Genomic DNA, 23,070 nt, shown 5'->3' with positions numbered 1-23,070 from the left:
GCGCCAGCTTCATGCGCTTCAACCAGCGCGGCTCGCGATGATGCTGATCCGCGCGTAACAGCAACAAGCACAGCGCAGGCGTGACGGTCAGCGCGACCAGCAGCGAGGCGAAGGTGGCAAGCAGAAACGCGCCCGCCAGCGGGGCAAAGAAACTGCCCTGCAAACCGGGCAACAGCAAGATCGGCAGAAAGACCAGGCCGACCACCAGGGTGGCCAGTACCACCGGCCGGCGCACCTCGATCGAAGCGTCCAGAATCACCGGTAGGCGTGGCGCATCCGGGCCCGCCTGGCGCAAACGACGCATGATGTTTTCGACATCGATGATCGCGTCATCCACCACCACGCCCAACGCAACCGCAAGGCCGCCCAGGGTCATCGTGTTGATGGTCCAGCCGAATCGCTGCATCACCAGCACGGCAACCGCAAGCGACAGCGGAATGCTCAGGAAGGAGATCAGCGCGGTACGCCAGTTGCGCAAAAACAGAATCAGCACGACCAAGACCAACACGGCGCCGAGCAGCAATGCATCGCGCATGTTTTTCAAGGCCACCTCGACAAAGGTCGCCGGGCGATGCAGCTTCGGCACCAGGCTCACGCCCTGCTCTTTCAGCATGGGTTTGAGATTTTCCAGGGCGGCCTCGACCGCACGAGTGACCTCTAAGGTGTTCGCGCCATACTGGCTGTTCAACGCGATCAGCACACCGGGCTTGCCATTGATGCGCGAGTCGCCGAAAGCCGGCGCCGCAGCCTCGACAACCTCGGCGACATCGGCCAGGGTCACGTTACGACCGGCACGCTGGGTGATGATGGCGCGGCCCAGCTGGGCCGTATCGCGCAGGGTGCCGTCGGCCTCGAGCACCACGCGTTGCGCCGGGGTATCGACATAACCGGCGCCGCGCACGCCATTCGCCGCCGCGGCGGCAAGCCGCACGTCTTCTAAGGTGAGACCAAAGGCGGCGAGCCGGTCGGGATGCACCACCACCTGCCATTCGCGCACCCCGCCGCCGAATACGGTGGCATCGGCCACGCCCGATACCGCCAGCAGGCGTGGCTTGATGGTCCAGTCGGCCAGCGAACGCAAGGCCAGCGGATCGAGCTTGTCGCTGACCAGGCCGAACTTGAGCAAATCCATGGTCGAGGAAACCATCGGGCTCAGCGTCGGCGTCTGCACGCCCAGCGGCAAGCGCGAAGCCGCCTCGGTTACGCGCTCGGCCAATAGCTGGCGCGCGCGAAACGGATCGCTGCCTTCCTGGAACACCACTGTAATCACCGCCAACCCCTGGATCGACTGCGAGCGCACAACATCGACACCGGTACCGCCATTGACGGCATTCTCAATCGATTGGGTAACCCGCTGCTCGACCTGCAACGCGGTGAAACCCGGTGCCTCGACCTGCACCGTGACCTGCGCCGGCACGAATTCGGGAAAGACGTCGTAGCTGGCGGTGCGCAAATGTTGCACCCCAAACACCAGCAGCAAGACAGCAAGCAAAGCGACCCACACCGGGTGTCGCAGCGCGCTGCGAATAATGGCCAGCAACATCAGCTCAGTCCTCGGCCGGGGCGCTGTCGGCGGCAGCATGCACCGGCGCGGCATCGGTGGCGATCAAAGCCTCGACCCCTTGTGTTACCACTTTTTCACCCGCCTTGAACGGCGTGCCGACCAGCCAGCCCGCCGGCGTTATCGCCAAGGCTTGCACGGCACGGCGCTCGAAATGCGTGGCGTCGGTGACCACATAGGCCCAGGCCTCGCCGTTCCAGCGCACGACCGCCGCGCGTGGCAGCCATACACCTTGCTGTATGGGATCGCGCTGCTTGCCATCGCCTTGCGTGTGCCCATGCAGCTGGGCGGTCAAGATCATGCCCGGCACCAGCGACGCCGACGAAGCTTGTAATAGCCAGGCGCCGCTTACCCCGGAACTGCTGCGCGGCAAGCGCCCCAGTACACGGGTATCGAGCAGCTTCTGGTCAGCCAATTGCAAAGTCGCGGTGTCCGCCGCAAAGGTCGCCGACGGCGTGCTTAGCGGCTCGCTTTTCAACAAAACCTCGCGCCCTTCGAGCAAGGCATCGACACGTGTGCGTAAGCTGCCTGCATCGAGCGCGGCGAAACTGCTGCCCCAATCGACTCGCAGCTGAGTACGGGCCTGACGTAATTTGGATTGATCGGCCACCGACTGTGTCCGCGCCGCCTCCACCGCCCTGCGCGACATATTGCCATCGGCAGCCAGCAAAGCCTGCGTGCGGGTGTACTCGGCGGCCGACGCATCCGCCGCCGCCTGTGCCGCGGCGATGTCATCGGCCAGCTTCGCCAGCGCTGAAGGGTCCAGCACCTCGGCGGTCGCGGCGATGGCCAAGGGTGCTTGCCCACTTTGCAGGGTCGTCGTGGCAAGACCCAGCTTTTCTTGCGCCTCGGCGCTGAGTTCGGTGGCGGCAACCGATGCCACCATGCACGGCAACGACAAGGCGGCCCATAGCGGCGCCCAACGGCGGAGAGAATGACGGGCCATTAGAGAGAGTCTCCGGGGAGCGCCTCTGCAGCGGGCTGCAGTAAGCGGGTTTCATCGTTATCCAGGGGCGTGCGTACGGCATCTTCCAATGCGCCGAGCGCCTGCTGGGATTGATCTAGTGCGGTGAGTTGCGCCTGCGTTGCGGTCAACGCAGCCAGTCGCGCATTCAATACGGTGCCGAGGTCGTCCTCGCCGTGGGTATGGCCAAGTTCCGTTTGCTGGGCAAGCCGCTGCGCAGCCTGTTGGCCGCGGCGCACCGCAGCGAGTGCTTGCCGGGCCGCATCGAATTTTGCGTTGGCGCTGGTGATCTCGCTGTCGATACTCGCCTGTACCGCTTCGATATGCCGGCCCGCCGCTTCGCGGCGCGCCTCGGCTTCGGCAATCGGGCCCTGATTCTGATCGAAGATCGGCAGCGTCGCGCTGATATTGAATTGCAGTTTGCGCACGCCATGATCGTAGGTGTAGCCCGGACCAAGCGAGATCTGCGGATACTGCGCGCGGACCTGCTGATGCAGTTCGTTTTCGCGGCTGTCGTAGTCGACCAACGCGCGCTCAAGATCGACACGCGACAGCCGCGCGCGGTCTTCAAGCGCGGCGCGCTGCACCGTCTCGGCCACAGCCGGCGTGTCGAAATCGTCCCAACGCAGCGAGATACCATCCAGCGCCGTTGCCGGCACGCCGACGAAACGCGCCAGCCGCGCATCGGCATCGGCTATGCGCTGTGTCGATGCAGCCACCTCGTTCTGCGCTTGCGCCAAGGTCTGCGCGGCCAGCAAGGTTTCCGTCGAGGCCGTTTCACCCAGGGCATGACGCTGCTGCAAGGCCGATTGCAGCGCCGTGGCCGTCGTCACCGCTTGCTCGGCAGCTTGCTGTTGACGTCGCCCAAGCAGCACATCCGCCAGCGCCGTACGCAAACCACGGCGCACCGCCCAGACTTTTTCGGCGTAATCCAGGCGCGCACCGCGCACACCGGCATCGGCCAGCTCAGCGCGCAGACGTCGGCGCAACATGGTGTCGATCAACATATTGGTGCTGATGCCCCAGAGCCACGGCGAACTGCCCGCCTGCGACTGGGCATAGCGCTCCAAGGCAAGACCGACGCTGGGATTGGGTATCGCTTTGGCCGTCCGTACCATGGCGCCGGCTTCGGTCAAATGCGCACGCGCCTCGGCCAGATCCGGATTCAGGGCCAGCGCGGCAAGCAGTAAATCAGCACGGCCATAGCTGGCCGGCGGCCAATGACTGCCGGCCGGCAACGCGGCTTGCAAGCGAGCCGCGAGCGCAGGATCGTCCAATCGACGTGCCTGCCATTGCGTTTGAGTTTGCGCGGTGTCGATGGGCTTGGGCTGATAAGAAGCACAGCCGCCCAACAGCACCACCAGGGCCAGCGGTAACAGCCGGTACCGTCCAGGCGATAACCGTTGGATGGCAGCGAGCGAAATGGAATGGCGTAGATGCATGGGCATGCATCCTGCGCGAAGTCGCTTAGTGCCGCCTTACATCGAGCCAATCGATCGCGACCCGCACTGACGCGATCTGAGCAAACGCTTTGGCAAGGTGCTGGCCAAGCGATGGCCGCTACACCAAACCGCAGTACACCGATGTATCGATCAATAGGGATCGCAGGCGCAGGCATGCCCAGCGCATGACACGAGGCGCAGAAGAAATGGGCTTTTCATAAGAGAGTCTTGCCAGAGCCATCCAACGGCAAGCGGATGCTTCGCGCGGATGAGGTCTCGATCGATAACGACGCGGGGTGTGTCGTGTGGGCCTGCTTGCTGGCGCCTTCTCTGCGTCTCGTCGAGTCGGCCGCATGCTGCCAAGCTGAGTACACGGCGGCACCGCCTCTTTGATAAGAGGGATGCCGCCACGCTTAACGCGTTTAGTTCTTGGTCGCCGAAGCTGCTGCTTCAGCTTGCTCGCGCACGTCCAGGCGCTGGGCAATGCGGTCGATGTTGGCCAGCGACAGCAGATGCGCATAGATCCAGCCGAACACGCCTTCCTTGAGGAATTCGTGGGTGGTCTTCTCGTCGAGCTGGCGCAGCTTTTCCTCGTTGACCACAAACAGGCCATTGAGGTTGATCGACTTGCCGTCTTTCTGCAGCTGGATGTTGCGCGGCTCAAGCAGGTCGTGCTTGCGCAGCTGCTCCATGAACCACTGCGTGCGGCCGACATGCTGCTGGAATTCGCCGAGGAAGTTCACGGCGTTGCTCAGCAATTCGGTGTCGGTACCGTCTTCTTTAAACAGGCGATCACCCTCGTCGCTGCCGAAGCCTTCATAGGCCTCGTCCAGGAATACGGTGAAGTCGTCGCCTTCCACCTGATCGGCCGGCTTCTCAGCCAGCACGAACGGATAGCGGCGCACGAAAGCCGGAATATAGATATTGGCTTCCCACTGACCCTTGCCGTCGACGAACAGGTTCTCGTTCTGACGCAGGCCGAGCAAGGCCATCGGACCGGCATCTTGAACGCCCTGACCGGCGAACAGGATCGGCAGGTCACGCGCAGCCGCCGGAAACTCCACCCCGGTCAACGGCACCGAATGCACGTTGGTGGCGAATTTCAGACTCGGCACGCCCTTCAGGCGCAGGTCTTTGTGTTGGGTGCGATTGAGCGGCACTGGACGCTCATAGAAAAGGACTTCAGCCACGTTGCTTACCTCTGCCCCGCCGTGCCGGGGTCGCCACCGAAGCTTCCCCTCCCAAACCCGGCGTCGGGTCTACAGATGAACCCGCACTATATCAGCGCTTGTTTACAGCTGCGACCACTGCCTTTTGGCCCCTGTCTGCCTGCGCTGACAGGCATTTGCGCGGGCTTGGCCGATGGCCGGGCAACCCGAACCGGCGGCGTAGCCTGCCAATGCCGCCGCAGGGCGGATTCCGCCACCACCCGGCTTCGTCCAAAGCCCGCAAGCGGCTATCAGAGTGAATAAAAACATGAACTTAGAGGGAACGTGGCGGTGTCCTTAGTCCAGCAAGGCGGACTGGACAGCCGCGACGTCGCCAAGAAACAGGAGCAGCGCATGGAGGAGTTGTTCAATGACGAACTGAGGAGGCTTGAAGAAACGCATTCGGCTTCAGCGGGCCTCCTCAGGACTACATACGGCTAAGACTGAGCAGTTCAGTGTTGTGCGGCTAAGCCAGCAGGCTGGGCTGGCTGGGCCTGCCCCTGCTGGACTTGCTGGGTCTGTTGTTGCTGCATTTGTTGGGCTTGAGTCTGCGTCTGCGCCGCCTGCTGAAACACCTCAGTGCTTCTTTCGAGCGGCGTGTTGACCGCCTGCGCTGCAGGCACGCTTGCCGTCGCATTCAGTGCACCGGGGATCATGTGCTGAGCGGCCCATACATGCGCGCCGTCCTCGCTGAGTGCAACTGCATCAATTCGACTTAGCCCCTGAGACCTCGCTGAAGCCGCCAGCGCACCAGCGATGTTTTCGCTAAGCCTGTCCGGCACACGTCCTTGTTCCGCATCGAGCTGATGCACGCCATCGCGTGCTTGCTGGAACATCGGAAAAGCAGGATGGTCAGGATTATCCATGCGCAGCGGAGCGGTCTGCGCTGGTGGCGCTACTGCGGGTGTCGGTGTCGGTGTCGTCTGCGCCGGAGCTGGCTGCGCTGCCGCCGCATCTGCTTGCTGAGGAGTGGCGGATTGAAGATTAAGGCCGGTCAGCGCGGTGTCGAGTCGCGCCCCGCGGTTAGCCACTGACGTCGGATTATGTACCGCGTATTGTGTCGCGTTGATGTAATTTTGGATGTCGCTTCTGGAAATGCTGTCTCCAAGCTGGAGTGTCCCGCCTGGGAGCTGCACCGAATTCCCCTGTAGATAAGAGGCCATGCCATTGGCCGGCACTGCCGAGCGACCTATTCCGTCAATCGTGTATTGATTGTCGAAATCGGCGATCGCCAACTGCAGTTCGGGGCTACTGGAAATGGCCGTCGCGATGGCGGGATTAGTCGTCTGCAATGATCCTACCAAGGCATCAACGCGATCAATGCTCTTAGTCAGCTGCTCGTTTGTGAACGCATCCATTCTTTCGGAAGGGATTGCTTGCAGCTTCGTGTTTAGCTCTCCCAATTGCGCCTCGGTCAAGCCACCCTGCCGCGACAAATGAGCAATGTCGAGTGTAGAAAATCCATTATCTGCCAGAAAATGCTTCACGCCCCCGTGATCCGATCCCACATCAAATTGCAGAACACCGAATGAGTAGGTGCTGTTGCCCGTACCTGCGTAACTGAAGTGATTCAAGTTATTCGCATTACCGCCATTCTCAGTCGAAAAAAGTACAGCCCTTAGCTGATCTGGGGTCACACTTGTATTAGGCACACTTGTACTCCCTCAAGAAAATTACCATCCCTTAGCCCGCGAGAGCCGCCACAGCAGATCATCCACCAAAGCATTCGGCGTTAGTGAATTCAGCCAGACTTTTCTCTGACTCACCTTTCCTATCAATATTCTTGACCGAAAAATGACCAATCATATCGTCATTACATATTTTAACGTCGGACCTAACAGCTCCACTCTGCAATGTACAGAGGCCACCGAAACTATGATTCCCATGCGCGGTCCCTACCGGGACATCCAGCAACATTGAGCATCCGATGATTTTTCCGCTCATCTTATTTTGCGATAAAGAATTATTAAATGAATCGATACGCTTACTGGCATCTCGGTAAATAACCGAACTCCGGCAACCATCGCCATCAGGGATATTGCAAATCGATTCATCGTAAATAACTTGAGAATTTTGTTGCAGAACCTTAATTCTCGTTTCGTACGCTTCGCTTAGACACACTGAGTCCTGGCATATATTCCTTGTGTACCTAATCCAATTACGCTGCTCTTCAATCAGCGCATCTTTACTTGAAGCCTCGACAGCCTTTAGAGCGCCGTTGTACGCATCAAGAAGCTGACCATCCAAACTGGATAGGTCCGCACTCTTACAAATCATTTTCTCTACATCGCTCAAGGCTTTCTTGCAGTCAAAGCCAGCAGACAAAGCAGCGTCTGTTGTGAGGATCATCATCAGAAAACATGCCCATCGAATCACTTTCATGGTTCCATCCTCTACCAACGCGATGCTCCAAAGCCTAGCTTATCTGCCACTTACATCCCTAGGTGAGCCTTGGAAGTGGTCCATCCCTACAGGACACCATCCTCGCCTCACGTCGTCTCTCATCGAACACGAAGGCGAGCTTCTAGCTGCACATCTCGACGCAGACGACACATGAACCGTCGGAGTAAGCCACACCCACAAGGACTGCGTGATCCAAAGCTGCACCGTAACTCCGCTAAGTGACTGATCGGAAACACCTGCGAAAGGGGCCGTCTTCGCCTAGGGAGTGAGGAAAACATGACTAAACGCGTTGATTTGCACGCGTTTTGCAATCAAATGGGGTTATGCTCGGCAAAATCGCTGCGCTGTTGCATCGCAAGACGCTCTTTCGCTTTGAATGAAGGACGACACATGCTGATGGAAGTGCCTAGCCGGGTTGTCAATTTGCACTCGACCCGGGTGCTATCGCTGGATGCCGCTGGCCGTATCCTTGACTGGATCAGCTGGCAGGAGGCGGTTTGTCTCTACGTCCGCGAGGCGGTTTCCTGGACCCTGGGCGACCCCTGCCTGACCGTGCATGGCGGCCATAACCGCGCCAACGGCGAACAAAGCCTGCTGCACCTGCATCCGATCGTCGCCAGCACCGGCCATTGCCGCGATCACGCCATCGACCCCGCCCCGGCCCTGACCAATGTCGCCCTGTTCGCCCGCGACCGTTATCTATGCCTGTACTGCGGCGAGCGCTACAGCCGCGGCGAGCTGACCCGCGACCATGTGCTGCCGATCTCCAAGCGCGGCCAGGATGAATGGGAAAACGTGGTCAGCGCTTGCCTTGCCTGCAATCTGCGCAAGAGCAACCGTACCCCGCAGCAGGCCAATATGCCCTTGCTGGCAGTGCCTTACCGGCCGAGCTGGGTGGAGCATTTGATTCTCTCCAACCGCAATATCCTGGCCGATCAGATGGAGTTTCTGGTCAACCACCTGCCACGCGATCGCAGGCCGCACATGCGCCTGGCACCGTCACTGACATGAATTGCCCATAGACCGCCTCCGCTAGGCCCTTGCTCCGCCCTGCCGCTGGGCCAACAATATGCGGATGAACGACCTTTCACATTACCCTCATCTGGCGCAGATCGACACGCCAGCCGACCTGCGCCGCATGCCGGACGACCAGCTACCGGCGGTTGCCGACGAGTTGCGCCAGTACCTGATTGAGGCGGTAGCCAGCTCGGGCGGCCACTTTGGTGCCGGGCTGGGGGTCGTGGAACTGACCGTGGCACTGCATCACGTGTTCGATACGCCGACCGACCGGCTGGTCTGGGATGTCGGCCACCAGTGTTATCCGCACAAGATTCTTACCGGTCGCCGTGAGCGCATCACCACGATCAAGAAGAAGGACGGCCTGGCGCCGTTCCCGCGCCGCGAGGAAAGCGAGTACGACACCTTTGGCGTCGGTCATTCCTCGACCTCGATCTCGGCCGCCCTAGGCATGGCTATCGCCGCGCAGCGCAAAAACGATCCGCGCAAAGTCGTGGCGGTGATCGGCGACGGCGCCATGACCGCAGGCATGGCGTTCGAAGCGCTTAACCATGGCGGCGATGTCGAACCGAACATGCTGGTGGTATTCAACGACAACGGCATGTCGATCAGTGAAAACGTCGGCGCGCTTACCAAGATGATGGCCCGCGCCATGGCCAGCCGCACCCTCAATGTGTGGCGTGAGCGGGCCAAGCGGGCGATTCCGAAGAAATCCTTTTTCGGTCGTTTCTTCAAACGCTGGGAAGAGCACGCCAAGGGCATGTTTGTGCCCAGCACGCTGTTCGAAGAGCTTGGCTTTCATTACACCGGCCCGATCGACGGACACAACCTGCCGCAACTGCTGGCGGCGTTGCGCATGGTCAAAGACCTGCCCGGCCCGCAGCTGCTGCATGTGATTACCACCAAGGGCAAGGGCTATGCGCCGGCCGAACAGGCGCAGATCGAATACCACGCCGTGGGTCCGTTCGACCCGCAGGCCGGCTTGAGCAAAAAGGCCGCGCCGGCCAAGCCGACCTATACCGATATCTTCGGTGACTGGCTGTGCGACATGGCCGCCGCCGACCCGCGCCTGCTCGGCATTACCCCGGCCATGCGCGAAGGCTCCGGCCTGGTGCGTTTCTCCAAGGAATATCCGCAACGTTACTTCGATGTGGCGATTGCCGAGCAGCATGCGGTCACGCTGGCCGCGGGCATGGCCTGCGAGGGCGCCAAGCCGGTGGTGGCGATCTACTCGACGTTTTTGCAACGCGCCTACGACCAGGCGATTCACGACGTCGCGCTGCAAAATCTGGATGTGACCTTTGCCATCGATCGTGCCGGCGTGGTCGGCCCCGATGGCGCTACCCACTCAGGCAGTTTCGATCTGTCGTTTATGCGCTGCCTGCCCAATATGGTCATCATGGCGCCGTCCGATGAAAACGAATGCCGCATGATGCTCAGCACCGGCTTTCAATACGACGGCCCCGCCGCGGTGCGCTACCCACGCGGCACCGGCCCCGGCACACCGATCAGCAAAGAGCTTGGCACCTTGCCGATCGGCAAGGCCGAGCTGCGCCGTCGCGGCCATAGCCTGGCCATTCTGTCGTTCGGCTCGATGCTGGCGCCGGCGGCGGTGATCGCCGCCGAGTTCAATGCCACGCTGGTGAACATGCGTTTCGTCAAACCGCTGGACGAGGCGATGCTGCTGGAGCTGGCCAAAACCCACGACGCCTTCGTCACCCTGGAAGACAACGCCATCGCCGGAGGCGCGGGCAGCGGCGTCGCCGAGTGCCTGGCCGCGCATGGCATAGTCAAGCCAATCCTGCATCTTGGCCTTCCAGACGTCTATCTGGAACATGGCAGCCGCGACGAAGTACTGACCATGGCCGGGCTTGACCTGCCGAGCATCCGCACCGCGATTCACGCACGCTTTCCGCAGCTGACGACCACCATCGCTCACGCTAGCTGACGCGCCAATCCCCTTCTCTAGCCCTAGAGAAGGGGATCAAAAGCACCGAATCTACGATAGACCTGGCGACCGACCGCCGCTGACCCGATCACGCCCTTCCAGATCGGATGAGGTGAATACATCGCGATAGCCCTGCGCGAGCAGCAATTCGCTCACTGCAGGGCCCTGATTCCAGCCATGCTCCAGCAGCAGCCAGCCGTCCGGGCTTAAATGCTCGCGGGCGGCATCGACGATATGCCGGATGGCATCCAGGCCGTCATGACCGGAAGCCAGCGCCGCCACCGGCTCAAAGCGTAAATCGCCCTGCCCCAGATGCGGATCGCCTGCTTCGATATACGGTGGATTGGAAACGATCAAGGCAAAGCGCTGGCCGGCCAGGGGAGCCAGCCAATCGCCTTGTTTGAAGCGGATATTGGCGATATCGAATCGTTCGGCATTGCGTTGCGCCACGGCCAGGGCTTCGCCACTGGCATCGGTCGCGGTTACCTGCATGCGCGGTCGCTCGTGCGCGATAGCCAGGGCAATCGCACCACTGCCGGTACCCAGATCGACCACCCGCAGCGGCTGGTCTTCGGGCAGACGCCGTAGCGCCAACTCCACCAGCAGCTCGGTTTCCGGGCGTGGGATCAAGGTCGCTGGCGTAACCTCCAACTCCAGCGTCCAAAAACCGCGACGACTGGTGATATAGGCCACCGGCTCACCGGCCACGCGGCGCTCGACCAGTGCCGCATAGGCTTCCTCGATGCGCGGGTCCAAGACGTCATCGGCATGGGCAATCAGCCAGCTGCGCGGCTTGCCCAATACATGGGTAAGCAGCACTTCGGCATCGACCCGCTCATCGAGGCGCTCGCTGGCGGCAGCAAGGGCTTGGCGTAGCTCAGTCATGCGCCACCTCCTCAGCCGGCGGCGTAGCTTTGGGCTCACGACGACGCCAGTAACCATCGCGTGTCCAGGCCTCAAAAGCCCAGCGCAACCAGCCAATCAATGCGTTCGCCAGCCACAACGCCCATACCAGCATGGCGATCTTGTAAACCCACAACGACACGCTGAAGACTCCAGCGCGCGGCAGTGCCGAAGTCATCTGATCGGCGAACCAGCTCAAATCCGCCGCACTGGAATGATTGCCGGCCACATGCATGTCCGGCAGGCCCAGCAAGCCTTCAGGCACCGCGGAAATCAGCACCCCCAACGCCAGCAAGGTCATCGCCGCCAAGCCGATCTGCAGAAGATTGAAACCGACCCTGCCCAGGCGTGCCGGCGGCGCCCCCTTGGCGCGCAGGCCAAGCAAGATCAGCCACAGCACGACCAAGGCATAAGCGCTCCAGGCAAAGGCGGAAAAGCCCAGCCCCAGCAGCAGCCATTGATGAAAACGCAGCGGCGTCGGCGCATAGCGTGCCAGCAGCCAGGCGACCAGCAGCAACAGGATCAACTGTGACCAATACAGCACCGCCGGCCCCGCCGTCGGGCCCCAGGTCCACAGTACCCAGCGGTCGTTTGGCAGCTTCAGGTTGAGGTCGATATTCGCCGCGCTGGCATTCAAGGCGAACGGCGAAGTGTAGGTGCGTGCGGCGATGCCGTGCGGCTCGCGCAAGCGCAGCTGATAGCTATGCAGGCCCGGCAACAAAGGCAGGCTGAGCTTGCCATCGCGCACGGCGAGATTGATGGCCTCATCGTCGCGCCGGGCCTCCAGCAAAGTAGCTCCCGCCGGCAACGCCATCGCATGCTCACCGCCACGCGTGCTGCGCGCGCTCAGTTGCAAGATGGTTTCCGTGGCCCGATCACCCACGGTGCTGCTCAGTTGCACGCTGTCGAAGGCAAGGCTGTCGCCTGCCGTCGCCTTGGGCTGGCTGATCGCCAACTGCAGGCTTTCGCCTGGCAATGGCTGGAAACGCAACCCTTCGTCGCTCGCGCTTACCGGTACGCCTTGGGCATCGACGTGCCAGATCGGCGCGGCAAATACCCGCCACTCCTCGGCATGATCGGTCAACACAGGCGCCTTCAATGTCAGCGATTCGGACTTACCCTGACTAGCCTGGCCTTGATCGAGCCGGCTGTTCCACTGCACCTGCGATTGGCCGGCATTGAAGGTGACACTGATCCGGCCATCTTGGACGCGAACGTTGTCGCCCAGCGGATGTTCGCCGGGCAGCAGCGGCAATTCCAGGCTAAAGCCGCCATCGAGCGGCGCAATACGCTCAACCGTGTTTTGCACGGTCCAGTCCACGCCTAGCACCAAGCTGCGCGTCAGCCGTATATATGGCGGAAAAGTCTGCGCCAGCGCATCGGCGGTTTTGTCGCCGGTGGTGACGCGGACACGGTTCAACGCGATGCTGTCACCCAGCGGACGGCCTTCGTCCACACCATCCAGCGACCAACCCTGACCATTGAAGGTGACACGCTGCGGCCGCTGCACAAAATGCAGGCTGGTGGTGTCCACAGCTTCGGCGTGATACCGCAGGCTGACACGATGCACGCCGCGATCCAGGCGCACCAGCACCTGATCATCGTGACGGCTTAGGGTGGCGTCAGTGCGGCCATCGACGCTGACGCTGAGCAAGCGCAGGCCTTCATCGGATTGCGGCAGGGCCAAGGCCACCGGCGCGCCGATGTGTGCCTCCAGATCCACCCCGATCGCATCGCCGCTGGCCTGCACATTGGCCTGTGCCACGACGGCACAGTTCGGCACGCACTTAGGTGCTTCGGTAAGGCGATTGCGCAATTGAGTGAGCAAGCTATCGCTGGGCATGCTTTGCGCCTGCGCGGCATGCGGCAGCAAGGCCAACGGCAGAGCCAAAACCAGCAGCGCCGCAGTGGCCCCGCCGATACGCCAAGCACGTGGGCGGGCATGGGACGGGTGTAGCAAGCCCAGCACGACCTTGCCCAACAGCACGATCAGCAAGCCTAGCATCAACACACGCAACAGGCGCACCAGCCACGCCGGCGCGATGACCAACCGTGAGCTTTGCTCGGTAGTGACCGGACCGGACCAGCCGAGTCGGTAATTGTTGCCGGTATCCCAGGTGGGTACGCCGCTGCCGGCCTGGATCACGCTGTGGCTGTCGGTCTCATCGGCAACCAGTTGCCCTGGCGTGATCGCCGAACCGGTCACCGTCACGCTTTCCAACGGGCGCCCACCGCTTGCGTTGCTAGTCAGGTCAGCGGGGGGTGCGGGAGGGGCTGGCGGTGCTGGCAGCACCATCTGTTTCTCATCAAGTACTCCATCAGCCTCAGGCACAGCAGCTGCAGCAGCGGATTTGAGCGCTTGTCTACGTTCGAGTTTCGCCTTCGGAGCCGGCGCCGGAGCCAGCATCGCTTGCGCTTGAACCAGACCAGCGGGCTCCGACGATGCATGCTCCACCGCGCCTTCAAGCTGCGGATGCAAGGCGTAGTTCATCTGGGTTGCCGCGAAGGGCAGCGTCCACAGTGCGGTCAATGCCAATACCGCCGCCGCACCGATACGCGCGCCCAGGCGCAAGCGGCCATCAGGCAAGGCGCGCATCAACAAGGCCAGTGCCAGGGCGACGCCCAGCGTCCAGCGCGGAGCGCCCGATTCATGCTGCGACAGGACCAGAAAGCCCGCGGCCAACAAGGCCCACGGCCAGCCAAGCAAGCGCCCGGCGAGCAAGGCGATCAAGGCGACGATGAAGAGATCGAGCAGGCTCCATTGCGCGATCCACGAATCCGGTGAGCGATCGGCACCGGCGGTACCAATCAGTCGATAGCCAAAGGGCAAATGCAAGGTCGCGTCGATACTTTCCAGCGGCAGCTGCCAGCCGGCGCTGGGGATAGCGCCGCCACGCACCGGCAAGCGCATGCCGGCATCCAGATTCAATGCTTGATCGCGCAGCTCAACACCACTTTGACCGCCGCTGCCGACGGTAACCAGCAAAGGCGTTTCCGCCTGGCTAGCGCGTTGCAACTGCCACGGTGCGGCGACGTCCAGGCGTTGAAGATGGCGTAGCGTGCCAGCGAGATGATCGGCCACGTTGAATCCACCGCCATCGAAATCCAGCCAGATCTGTCGACTAAGCGTGATCTGATCGCTTTGCCCACCTTCACTGCCGCGCGCGCCCTGCTCGATACTCAGGCCCGAGTTGTTGTCGAGCGCATAAGCTGGCGATTCACGCCAGTCACCCGGCACGCCGGCTTGATCGGCATCGGTCGCCTGACCTTGCACATGCGTGCTGCGCAGGTCGGCGTTGTCGACGTAACTCCAGATTTCCTGGCGCGGCCATGGCTCGGCCGGCAAAGATAGGGTCACCTGATTCAATACCTCGGAGCTGCGCGCATTCAAGTTCAAGGTCCAACGACCTGCCCGCAGCTGCACGCGCAAGCGACCGTCATTCTCCAAACGGGCGGGCAGCTGTCCTTGTAGCGAGGTGGCGATAAAGCCCTTGGGTAGCGCGGGCCCGATCAACTGTTCGCGGGCGCTGCCGGTGACATTGAACTCCAATTGGGTTTCCAGTTGCGCCGGCAGGCCGTCTTGCAAACGGCGATACACGCGCAGCGACAACGAGTCGGCCGCGCGCTGCGCGGCAGCCGCCTCACCGAGCGCGAGCTGGTCGCCATTGCGTTCGATCCGGCTTACCGCAACGCCGTCCAAATTGAGTGCCACCAGACCGATCTCCAGCGGCACGCGCACGCGCGCGGGCCGCTCCGTCCAGGGCAGGTTGCCACGCAGGACGTAATCGCCCGGCTCCAGCCAAAGCATCGGTTGGCCGTTGCGGCTTAGCACGGGCAAGGGTTGGTTATTCACGCTGACCTGCTGCGGCCAGCTGTGCTCATCGCCAGGCAAGGCCACCCAGCTGGCGGCATCGACGTGCACATCGAGACTGAAACGGCCGCCATCCTTGCCCGCATCCAGGCTGAGGCGTCCTGGCCATGCGCACTGATAGCTACCGGCACCGGGAGACTGGTTGGCGAGGAAGGGACACGCGTGCTGCGGCACATCGTGTAATACCCATCCCTGCCAGTCGCGCAAATTCGCCGGAATGTCCTGTGCCAGCAACGGCGCGGCAACCATCAGCAGACCCAATAACCAAGCCCAACGGTGATGCATGCTTTTCTCCCTGTGCCCTGAACGGGACACCCCAGTGTAGACGCAAGCGGGCGGACAAAGGGCTACCGCTGACGCAGCGCAACAATTCCTGTTGAAGGCGGGCCATGGCCCATAAAAAAACGCCGGACGGTTGGCACCGCCCGGCGTGATTTAGTGACCGCTGAGATATGCCAAGATCTCGTTAGCGAAGAATCGCCGCCGGGTCTTGCTTGGCCTTGACCGCTGCGCACAGCAAGGTGGCTTCGCTGGTTTGGGCCAGGCCACGCTCAGCACCGGTCACATCCTTCAGGCGTGGACGGAAGAAGGCTTCCAGGCGATCGGCTTCGGCCTTGGAGCAACCGCCACCACCCATCATGCTGGGCAAGCGACCGCCAGCAAAGCTGCCGGTACGCTCGACGATCTTGCTGTAGTTGGTCACCGACCACTGCCACATCGCATCGCGACCGGCCTGCGTATTGCGGCCACCGCGCAGCAGCGCCGCCATCTCACCGACCTTTACATCCTTGCTCAAGGCGTAGTCACGCACACGGCCGGCATCGGCACCTTCTTTGACCGCCGACAAACCGCTCAGGATGGCATTGCGTTGAGCCGGGTCGCTGGTCTTCGGCAATTCAGCGATCAGCACGTCCACCGCCGACTTACCGTGTTCTTGCACCGCTACGCCAAGCGCCACGCCGAGCAAGTCGGAGTCGGCAGCCGCCAGATCCAGACGGCCATCGGCCTTAGGCTTGAGTGCGGCATCGCCCTGCTTCAGCAACTCGGCACGGACCTCGGGCAGGTTGTAATCCACCGCCAGGCTTTCGGCCAAGATGCTGCGCATCAACGAATCGCCATCGGCCTCACCCGCCTTGCGCCGGTAACCAAGCTGCTGCAGTTGCGGCAGATAAGCATCCTTCACCCACTGCACCACGCGAGCACGCTGGGCATCGGTGGTGGCCAGGTTTTCATAAATCCAGTCGACCTGGCGCAGCGGCATCGTCGCCACTTCGCGGATCTTCGAGCCGGTCAGCGGCTTCAACGCAATCAGTGCTTCGGCGGCATTCAATTCGCCGTGGTTGAAACCGGCATTCACGCCATCGCCATAAGCCAGCTGTTCGGCATCGCTCAACTTGCTGATCTGCTTGCCCAGAGTGTCCAGATCGGCCCGGCTTACGCTGAAGCGGTAGTAGCCGCTGGCATTCGCATTGGGCATGACCCAGGTCGATGGGCTGGCGCCTTCGAGCACCATCGAGCCGTCGGCCTTGTCGAGCAGTTCGCAGCTGACCTTGTTGCCATCGGCGGTGCCGTAGCGCACGCATACCGGCACGCCCCAGACGCGTTTGCTGTCACCGGTACTGCCCGTCGGCAGGTAGCGGCTCTGGCTCAGATGCAGGACGGTCTTGCCGCCTTCCTGGCTCAGCTTGGTCTGCACATACGGCACACCGGACTGATTGAGGAAACTCTTGAACGCGTGCTGGAAATCATCGCCCTTGCCGGCCGCCTTGGCGATCGAAGCCACCAGATCGTTGGCGGTGGCATTGCCGAATTTGTGATCCTGGATATAGGCACGCATGCCTTTCTGGAAGGTCGCCTCGCCGACATAGCCTTCGAACATGCCGAGCACGCTGGCACCCTTTTGATAGGTGATGCCGTCGAACGCGGTCTCGATGTCGCCGTTGCCGGTGATTTCCTGGCGAATCTTGCGCGCACTGACCAGGCTGTCGTTATTCATCGCGCCTTGCGCACCACGCACGCGATCGAGATCGGCGCGGTATTCCGGATGCACTTTTTCGGTGACCTTCTGCTGCATCCAGGTAGCGAATGCCTCGTTGAGCCACAGGTCGTCCCACCAGCCCATGGTCACCGTGTCGCCGGTCCACTGGTGGGCCAGCTCATGTGCGGTGACGTTGAACGAACCGCGCACGTAGCTCGCGGCGGAATCCTTGTCGAGCAGCAACAGCCAGTCACGGAAGGTGACCAGGCCCGGGTTCTCCATCGCACCGGCGGAGAAATCGGGTGCGGCCAGCAGATCGAGCTTGTCGAACGGATAACCAAAGCCGTAGTAGTTCTCCAGCGTGTGGATGATGGTTGGCGTTTCGCTCAACACATGCTCCATGCGATGGCCTTCGCCCTTCGCCGCGATACCGCGCAAATCGGTGGCCTGGGTGCGATATTCCGTCGGCGAAATGCTCGGCCCATTCACCACGTCCCACGGGCCCACGCCAAAGGCGACCAGATAAGTCGGCAGCGGCTGGGTGCGGGCGAAGGTCAGCGTTTTCCAACCCTGTCCGGCCGCATCTTCTTTAACCTGCTTGGTGTTGGCGATACCGACCTCATCACTGGGAATGGTCAGGCGCAGGTCGAACGGCGTCTTGAACGAGGGTTCGTCGAAACCCGGGAAAGCAAAGCGCGCACTGATCGGCTCCATCTGCGTCATCGCGTACGGCTGACCTTCGTGGCTGACCTTGTACAGACCCTGCAACTGCTGATTCAGCGGCGCGCTGTAGTCGATCGCCAGGGTCAGCTCCTGCGGCGCCAGCTTGCCGCCGAGATCGATGCGCACGACGCCCTCTTTCGGCGCCACCTCGACGTACTTGCCGGCATGGGTTTTACCGGCAGCGTCGGTCACCGTCACCTTCGACACTTTCAACTCGCGGCCATGCAGCCAGATATGGTCGGAAGCCTGGGTCAGCTTCAGCTTGATCGTGGTGGTGCCGGTGAAATCCTGCTGCTTCGGATCGACCTTGAAGTCCAATTGATACGACTCGGGCATGGCCCAGCGCGGCAACTTGCCCTGTGGCTGGTCAGAGGGCGCAGCAGCGGCAAAAGCCGCACCACAGCAGGCGGCGAGCGCGGTGAGCACGAGAGGGCGGACGAAGCGGCGCATGGAGGTTCTCCAGGGTACGGACAAACCTCCAAACTAGGACCCGCCATGACCTCAGGCACAGTGCCAGAAGGCATGACTGCGGGGTAGACAGCCTGGGCAAGCCTGTTTGAACAAGCCTGGCAGCATCAAGCCGCGGCATGAAAAAGCCCGGAGCCACAGCCCCGGGCTTTCTATCGACAGCAGCGACACAAACAGCGAGAGCACCGCTGCCGGTCAGGATTCGACCACGTCGAAATGCACGTTGGGGTTCACGTCCGCCTCGTAATTCACATCCTGGCGGGCAAAGCCGAACAGGCGCAGGAAGTCATGTCGATAACCGGCGTAATCGGTCAGCTGCGAGAGGTTTTCGGTATTCACCGTCGGCCACATCGCCTTGCATGCCTGCTGCACGTCGTCGCGCAGCTCCCAGTCATCCAGACGCAGGCGGCCTTCGTCGTCGGTTTTCGGCGGCTGGCCGTCCTGGCGATACAAAGCGTCATGGAACAGACGATTGATCTGCTCAATGGTGCCCTCGTGGATGCCCTTCTCTTTCATGATCTGGAAGACCATCGACACATACAGCGGAATCACCGGAATGGCCGCGCTGGCCTGGGTCACCACCGATTTCATCACGCCGACATAAGCCTCCAACCCCTGCGCGGCATGGCGGCTGCGCAACTCGCGCGCGGTGTTGTCCAGATGCTGTTTCGCCTGGCCCAGCGTGCCGTGCCAATAAATCGGCCAGGTGATCTCGGTGCCCACATAGCTATAGGCGATGGTTTTGGCGTGTTCGGCCAGCACCCCCGCCTTGCTGAGTGCGTCGATCCACAAAGCCCAGTCCTCGCCCCCCATCACGGTGACGGTGTCTTTGATCTCTTGCTCGGTAGCCGGCTCGACCGACACCTGCACGACGGTGTCGCGATTGGTGTCGACCGACGACGCGGTAAACGTCTCGCCGATCGTCTTCAACGAGGAACGCACGACTTCGCCGGTATCCGGCAATTTGCGCACTGGCGAGGCCAGCGAATAAACCACCAGGTCGATCGGGCCGCCCATCTCTTGCTGAATCAGCTCGATCGCACGCGCGCGCGTCTCGTGCGAGAAGGCGTCGCCGTTGATCGACTTGCTATACAAGCCGGCCTGCTTGGCCAGCTTGTCGAACGCCGCGGAGTTGTACCAGCCTGCGGTACCGGTCTTGGTGTCGCTGGAGGGCTTTTCGAAGAACACGCCCAAGGTGGCCGCGCCATAGCCGAAAGCCGCGGTGATCCGCGACGCCAGGCCGTAGCCGGTAGAGGCACCGATCACCAGCACCCGCTTGGGACCGGAGGCCGAGACACCGCTGGCCTTGGTGATATCGATTTGTTCAAGCACGTTTTTCTCACAGCCGACCGGATGCGCTGTGATGCAGATGAAGCCACGAACCTTGGGATTGATGATCACGAAGAACCTCTATTGCGCGACAAGACCCGGCATTCTAGATCGACACACCGACCATGCGCTGCCGCAGGGAGCAAAACCCGCCCTCCGGGGCCGCCTGCAAGAGATTCACATCTGTCCGAAAAAGCGCTGAAACCCAGGCTATCTGCCCAGATCGGTGCCACGCCGGTGGCTAAGCCCACTTATCCCGGGCCAGCGGGCATCGCCGCCATAGCCACTGGCGATGAAGCGATCATCGCCAGTCCAGCAACATAACCGCCCTCACGCCGTCACCGGGTAGCAGCCATCAACCGGCGACGTCAGCCTGCTCGAGCGCCACGGCCACCGCGTGGATTACCGCCGCAATACGGGCAGCGCTTTGAATCGGCTGGGCCGAGAGGCCGTGCTTGCGCAAGGTCTTTTCATGCGACTCCAGGCACATGCCGCAGCCATTCACCGCCGATACCGCCAGCGAGGCCAATTCGAAATCGACCTTGTCACCACCGGGGTTGGCCATCGCATTCATACGCAGGCCGGCGCGCAGCGTGCCGTACTCGGCATCGCCAACCAGGTGCACGAAACGATAGTAGATATTGTTCATACCCATGATCGCCGCTGCGACGCGGGCTCCGTTCAACGCTTCGGCGCTGGCGTGCTTGGCGGCTTCTTCGGCGATAGCGGCGGTCAATGGCTTGTAGCGCGAGGCAATCGCCGAAGCGAGCGCGATCACGGCAATCTGTTTTTGAGTCAGACCAGGCGCACCACCTTCGCTTAAAACGGACTCAAGATTGAGACGCAGATCTTTGGCGTACTCAGGCAGTTGGCTCTTCAGGTCAGTCAGGCTCATGGGACACCTCGTGAATTTTGGGCAAAAAAAACCGGCGGCGAAGCGGGCTTCGCCGCCGGTAGAAGTACCGCGCGCCTTAGAGCTGGCTGCAAGCCTCTAAAAGGGAGGGGGATGGCGCGCGGCTGGGCAAGGCAAAGCGGTGATCAGGCGACGTGCAGGGTCTCTTCACCCTTGTGCCAGTTGCACGGGCACAGCTCGTCGGTCTGCAGAGCGTCGAGTACGCGCAGCACTTCCTGCGGGTTACGGCCGACCGAACCGTCGGTGACGTAGACGAAGCGGATGATGCCTTGCGGATCGACCAGGAACGACGCGCGCTGGGCCACACCCTCGCGGTCATTGGTCTTGACGCCCAACGCGGTGATCAGGTCCTTGTTGATGTCGGCCAACATCGGGAACGGCAGATCACGCAGATCGTTGTGATCTTTACGCCATGCCAGGTGGACGAACTCGGAGTCGGTGCTGGCGGCCAGGATCTGGCAATCGCGGTCGGCGAACTGCTCGTTCAGATCGGCAAAGCCCTTGATCTCGGTCGGGCAGACAAAGGTGAAATCCTTCGGGTAGAAGAACACCAGCAGCCATTTGTTCTTGTAGGTGTCGTTGGTGATCGGAAAGAACGCTTTCTCAAGGCTCTCGATCGACACGGTAGCGGTGAGGTTGAAGTGTGGGAACTTGTCGCCAATGGTCAACATGTAGAGCTCTCCTGGTGGCTGGGGTTTACGAAATTGGGGGGTTTACGAAATTCGGGATTTTGCAGAATGCCGCTTGCGCCGCATGCCGCGTATCGAAAGGCAAGATTACGCAGCCAGAGAGGATTGTTCAAATTGATTGTTACCATCACAATCATTGACACCGCCTATCACCCGACAGGCCATAGCGCGGCCCATGCAAAGCTCTTGGACACCCGCCGATGAATCTACGTGACCTGCACTACCTCGTTGCGTTGGCTGAACACCGCCACTTTGGCCGCGCGGCCGAAGCCAGCTTCGTCAGCCAGCCCACCCTCTCGACCCAGATCAAGAAGCTGGAAGAAGAACTGGGCGTGGCCCTGGTCGAGCGCACCCCCCGCAAGGTGCTGCTGACCGAGACCGGCAGGGAAATCGCCCGCCGCGCACGCGGCGTGCTGGCCGAGATCGACGAGATCAAGGCCATCGCGCAGCGCACCCGCGACCCCGAATCCGGCACGCTGCGGCTAGGTATCTTCCCCACCCTGGGGCCCTATTTGCTGCCGCACCTGGTGCCGCTGGTGCGCAACCGCTTCCCGCGGCTGGAGCTGCTGCTGGTCGAGGACAAAACCGAACAAGTCATCCGCATGCTGCGCGAAGGTTCGCTGGATGTCGGCATTCTCGCCCTGCCCTTGCACGAAGACAGCCTGGTCAGCGAGTTCCTGTTCGAAGAACCCTTTGTGCTGGCCGTGCCAGACAATCATCCGCTGGCGCGTCAGAAGCACCGCCTCAAGCTCAGCGACCTGGAGGATGAAAGCCTGCTGCTGCTCGAGGATGGCCACTGCATGCGCGATCAGGCGCTGGAAGTGTGCCAACTCGCCGGCGCCGGCGAAAAATCCGGCTTTCGTGCCACCAGCCTGGAAACCCTGCGCCAGATGGTCGCCGCCAATGTCGGCATTACCTTGCTGCCGACCCTGGCGATCAAGCCGCCTATGTCTCGTACCGACAATGTGCATCTGATCGAATTTGCCGGGCATGCGCCAAGCCGCCGCATCGCACTGGTCTGGCGTAAAAGCTCTTCGATGAACAGTTTTCTCAAGAGCATGGCCGAGGTGTTCCGCACCCTGCCGCCCGAATTGCTGTCGCCCGGCGCCACCGTGACCAAGCTGCCCGCAGCGAAGAAGGCGGCGAGCAAGTGAGCAGGCCCGCCCGCGCCCACCACATCAGCGCTGGCTGAGAAATTTATGCAACGCCTGCTTGGTACCTTGCTGGCACTGCTGATCGGCTGGGGCGCCTTGCAATGGTGGCAACACCGGCCGTTGACGCAACCGCCCGGCGTGCTCGCGCCCAATATTCCCGAGCAAGTGGATCTCGACGACGGCGCGCGATTACAGCGCGATGACATCACCTTGGTGACACGGGCGCACTTTGAACTCACCGCCCGCCTGCTATCGCGCGAGACCTATCATTTCGATGCCGGTTCGGCGCTTTCGCCAATCGATTTCGCGCTGGGCTGGGGCCGCATGTCCGATAGCGCCGTGCTGGCGAAAATCGACATCAGCCAGGGGAATCGGTTCTTTTACTGGGAGGTCGATCAATACCCGATACCACGCCGCGAAATCGAAGTTTCCAGCGCCAACATGCATCTGATTCCCGCCGACCCGGGCGTGCGCCGCATGCTTGAACGCATGCGCCCAG

General features: G+C 61.7%; 16 protein-coding genes. 4 read left to right on the top strand and 12 right to left on the bottom strand.

The annotated features are described in order from the left end of the window. From OUZ52_RS16430 to OUZ52_RS16405, 6 genes are all read right to left on the bottom strand, one after another. On the bottom strand, positions 1–1,543 hold a 1,543-nt coding region (locus OUZ52_RS16430; RefSeq protein ID WP_266159623.1), incomplete at its 3' end, for an efflux RND transporter permease subunit. Between the two features lie 4 nt (positions 1,544–1,547). Beyond that, on the bottom strand, positions 1,548–2,507 hold the full coding sequence (locus tag OUZ52_RS16425) for an efflux RND transporter periplasmic adaptor subunit (RefSeq protein ID WP_266159622.1): 960 nt from the start codon (positions 2,505–2,507) through the stop codon (positions 1,548–1,550). Then, positions 2,507–3,967 carry a TolC family protein gene (locus tag OUZ52_RS16420; protein WP_266159621.1) on the bottom strand — a complete coding sequence of 487 codons (1,461 nt, stop codon included), beginning with the start codon at positions 3,965–3,967 and terminating at the stop codon, positions 2,507–2,509. Before OUZ52_RS16420 ends, OUZ52_RS16425 begins: the two co-directional genes overlap by 1 nt. Positions 3,968–4,389: 422 nt before the next feature. Beyond that, positions 4,390–5,157: a SapC family protein gene (locus tag OUZ52_RS16415; RefSeq protein ID WP_266159620.1), complete on the bottom strand. Its 768-nt coding sequence runs from the start codon at positions 5,155–5,157 to the stop codon at positions 4,390–4,392. A 470-nt stretch (positions 5,158–5,627) separates the two neighbouring features. Continuing rightward, complete coding sequence (locus tag OUZ52_RS16410; RefSeq protein WP_266159619.1) at positions 5,628–6,827, bottom strand: XVIPCD domain-containing protein; 1,200 nt, start codon at positions 6,825–6,827, stop codon at positions 5,628–5,630. A 58-nt stretch (positions 6,828–6,885) separates the two neighbouring features. After that, positions 6,886–7,557: a lysozyme inhibitor LprI family protein gene (locus tag OUZ52_RS16405; RefSeq protein ID WP_266159618.1), complete on the bottom strand. Its 672-nt coding sequence runs from the start codon at positions 7,555–7,557 to the stop codon at positions 6,886–6,888. A 411-nt stretch (positions 7,558–7,968) separates the two neighbouring features. Here OUZ52_RS16405 and OUZ52_RS16400 point away from each other — a divergent pair, with 411 nt between their 5' ends. Continuing rightward, the gene (locus tag OUZ52_RS16400; RefSeq protein ID WP_266159617.1) at positions 7,969–8,589 is read left to right on the top strand and encodes an HNH endonuclease; all 621 of its coding nucleotides are present in this window, start codon (positions 7,969–7,971) and stop codon (positions 8,587–8,589) included. A gap of 64 nt (positions 8,590–8,653) precedes the next feature. Then, the gene (dxs, locus tag OUZ52_RS16395; RefSeq protein WP_266159616.1) at positions 8,654–10,543 is read left to right on the top strand and encodes a 1-deoxy-D-xylulose-5-phosphate synthase; all 1,890 of its coding nucleotides are present in this window, start codon (positions 8,654–8,656) and stop codon (positions 10,541–10,543) included. Positions 10,544–10,594: 51 nt separating this feature from the next. Here dxs and prmC read toward each other — a convergent pair whose 3' ends face one another. From prmC to OUZ52_RS16365, 6 genes are all read right to left on the bottom strand, one after another. Continuing rightward, positions 10,595–11,428 (bottom strand): peptide chain release factor N(5)-glutamine methyltransferase, encoded by an 834-nt coding sequence (prmC, locus tag OUZ52_RS16390; protein ID WP_266159615.1) that lies wholly within the window; start codon positions 11,426–11,428, stop codon positions 10,595–10,597. Beyond that, positions 11,421–15,602, bottom strand: a complete 4,182-nt coding sequence (locus OUZ52_RS16385) for a hypothetical protein (RefSeq protein WP_266159614.1) — start codon at positions 15,600–15,602, stop codon at positions 11,421–11,423. The genes prmC and OUZ52_RS16385 overlap by 8 nt, the downstream gene beginning before the upstream one ends. Before the next feature lie 181 nt (positions 15,603–15,783). After that, a complete protein-coding gene (locus OUZ52_RS16380) occupies positions 15,784–18,468 on the bottom strand; it encodes a M1 family metallopeptidase (RefSeq protein ID WP_266159613.1) in 2,685 nt (894 codons plus the stop codon). 213 nt (positions 18,469–18,681) lie between these two features. Beyond that, entirely contained in the window at positions 18,682–19,887 is a 1,206-nt protein-coding gene (gene fabV, locus OUZ52_RS16375; protein ID WP_266159612.1) for an enoyl-ACP reductase FabV, read from the bottom strand. Between the two features lie 283 nt (positions 19,888–20,170). Beyond that, a complete protein-coding gene (gene ahpD / locus OUZ52_RS16370; RefSeq protein ID WP_266159611.1) occupies positions 20,171–20,710 on the bottom strand; it encodes an alkylhydroperoxidase, AhpD family in 540 nt (179 codons plus the stop codon). Positions 20,711–20,853: 143 nt separating this feature from the next. Next, positions 20,854–21,399 carry a peroxiredoxin gene (locus tag OUZ52_RS16365; protein ID WP_266159610.1) on the bottom strand — a complete coding sequence of 182 codons (546 nt, stop codon included), beginning with the start codon at positions 21,397–21,399 and terminating at the stop codon, positions 20,854–20,856. 218 nt (positions 21,400–21,617) lie between these two features. Here OUZ52_RS16365 and oxyR point away from each other — a divergent pair, with 218 nt between their 5' ends. Beyond that, positions 21,618–22,571 (top strand): DNA-binding transcriptional regulator OxyR, encoded by a 954-nt coding sequence (gene oxyR, locus OUZ52_RS16360; protein WP_266159609.1) that lies wholly within the window; start codon positions 21,618–21,620, stop codon positions 22,569–22,571. 45 nt (positions 22,572–22,616) lie between these two features. Then, positions 22,617–23,070 (top strand): hypothetical protein (locus OUZ52_RS16355; protein ID WP_266159608.1); only part of this gene is annotated, 454 nt, incomplete at its 3' end.

The sequence above is a fragment of the Dyella silvatica genome (genome assembly GCF_026283955.1).
Classification (GTDB): Bacteria; Pseudomonadota; Gammaproteobacteria; order Xanthomonadales; family Rhodanobacteraceae; genus Dyella_C; species Dyella_C silvatica.
Note: the sequence above shows the minus strand (reverse complement) of the source record. Positions and strands in the feature narration are given on the sequence as shown.

Bases quoted from the DNA above. Each gene is read 5' to 3' on its own strand.
- OUZ52_RS16425 (WP_266159622.1), bottom strand. From the start codon at position 2,507: ATGGCCCGTCATTCTCTCCGCCGTTGGGCGCCGCTATGGGCCGCCTTG.
- OUZ52_RS16420 (WP_266159621.1), bottom strand. From the start codon at position 3,967: ATGCATCTACGCCATTCCATTTCGCTCGCTGCCATCCAACGGTTATCG.
- OUZ52_RS16405 (WP_266159618.1), bottom strand. From the start codon at position 7,557: ATGAAAGTGATTCGATGGGCATGTTTTCTGATGATGATCCTCACAACA.
- OUZ52_RS16400 (WP_266159617.1), top strand. From the start codon at position 7,969: ATGCTGATGGAAGTGCCTAGCCGGGTTGTCAATTTGCACTCGACCCGG.
- dxs (WP_266159616.1), top strand. From the start codon at position 8,654: ATGAACGACCTTTCACATTACCCTCATCTGGCGCAGATCGACACGCCA.
- prmC (WP_266159615.1), bottom strand. From the start codon at position 11,428: ATGACTGAGCTACGCCAAGCCCTTGCTGCCGCCAGCGAGCGCCTCGAT.
- OUZ52_RS16385 (WP_266159614.1), bottom strand. From the start codon at position 15,602: ATGCATCACCGTTGGGCTTGGTTATTGGGTCTGCTGATGGTTGCCGCG.
- OUZ52_RS16380 (WP_266159613.1), bottom strand. From the start codon at position 18,468: ATGCGCCGCTTCGTCCGCCCTCTCGTGCTCACCGCGCTCGCCGCCTGC.
- ahpD (WP_266159611.1), bottom strand. From the start codon at position 20,710: ATGAGCCTGACTGACCTGAAGAGCCAACTGCCTGAGTACGCCAAAGAT.
- OUZ52_RS16365 (WP_266159610.1), bottom strand. From the start codon at position 21,399: ATGTTGACCATTGGCGACAAGTTCCCACACTTCAACCTCACCGCTACC.
- oxyR (WP_266159609.1), top strand. From the start codon at position 21,618: ATGAATCTACGTGACCTGCACTACCTCGTTGCGTTGGCTGAACACCGC.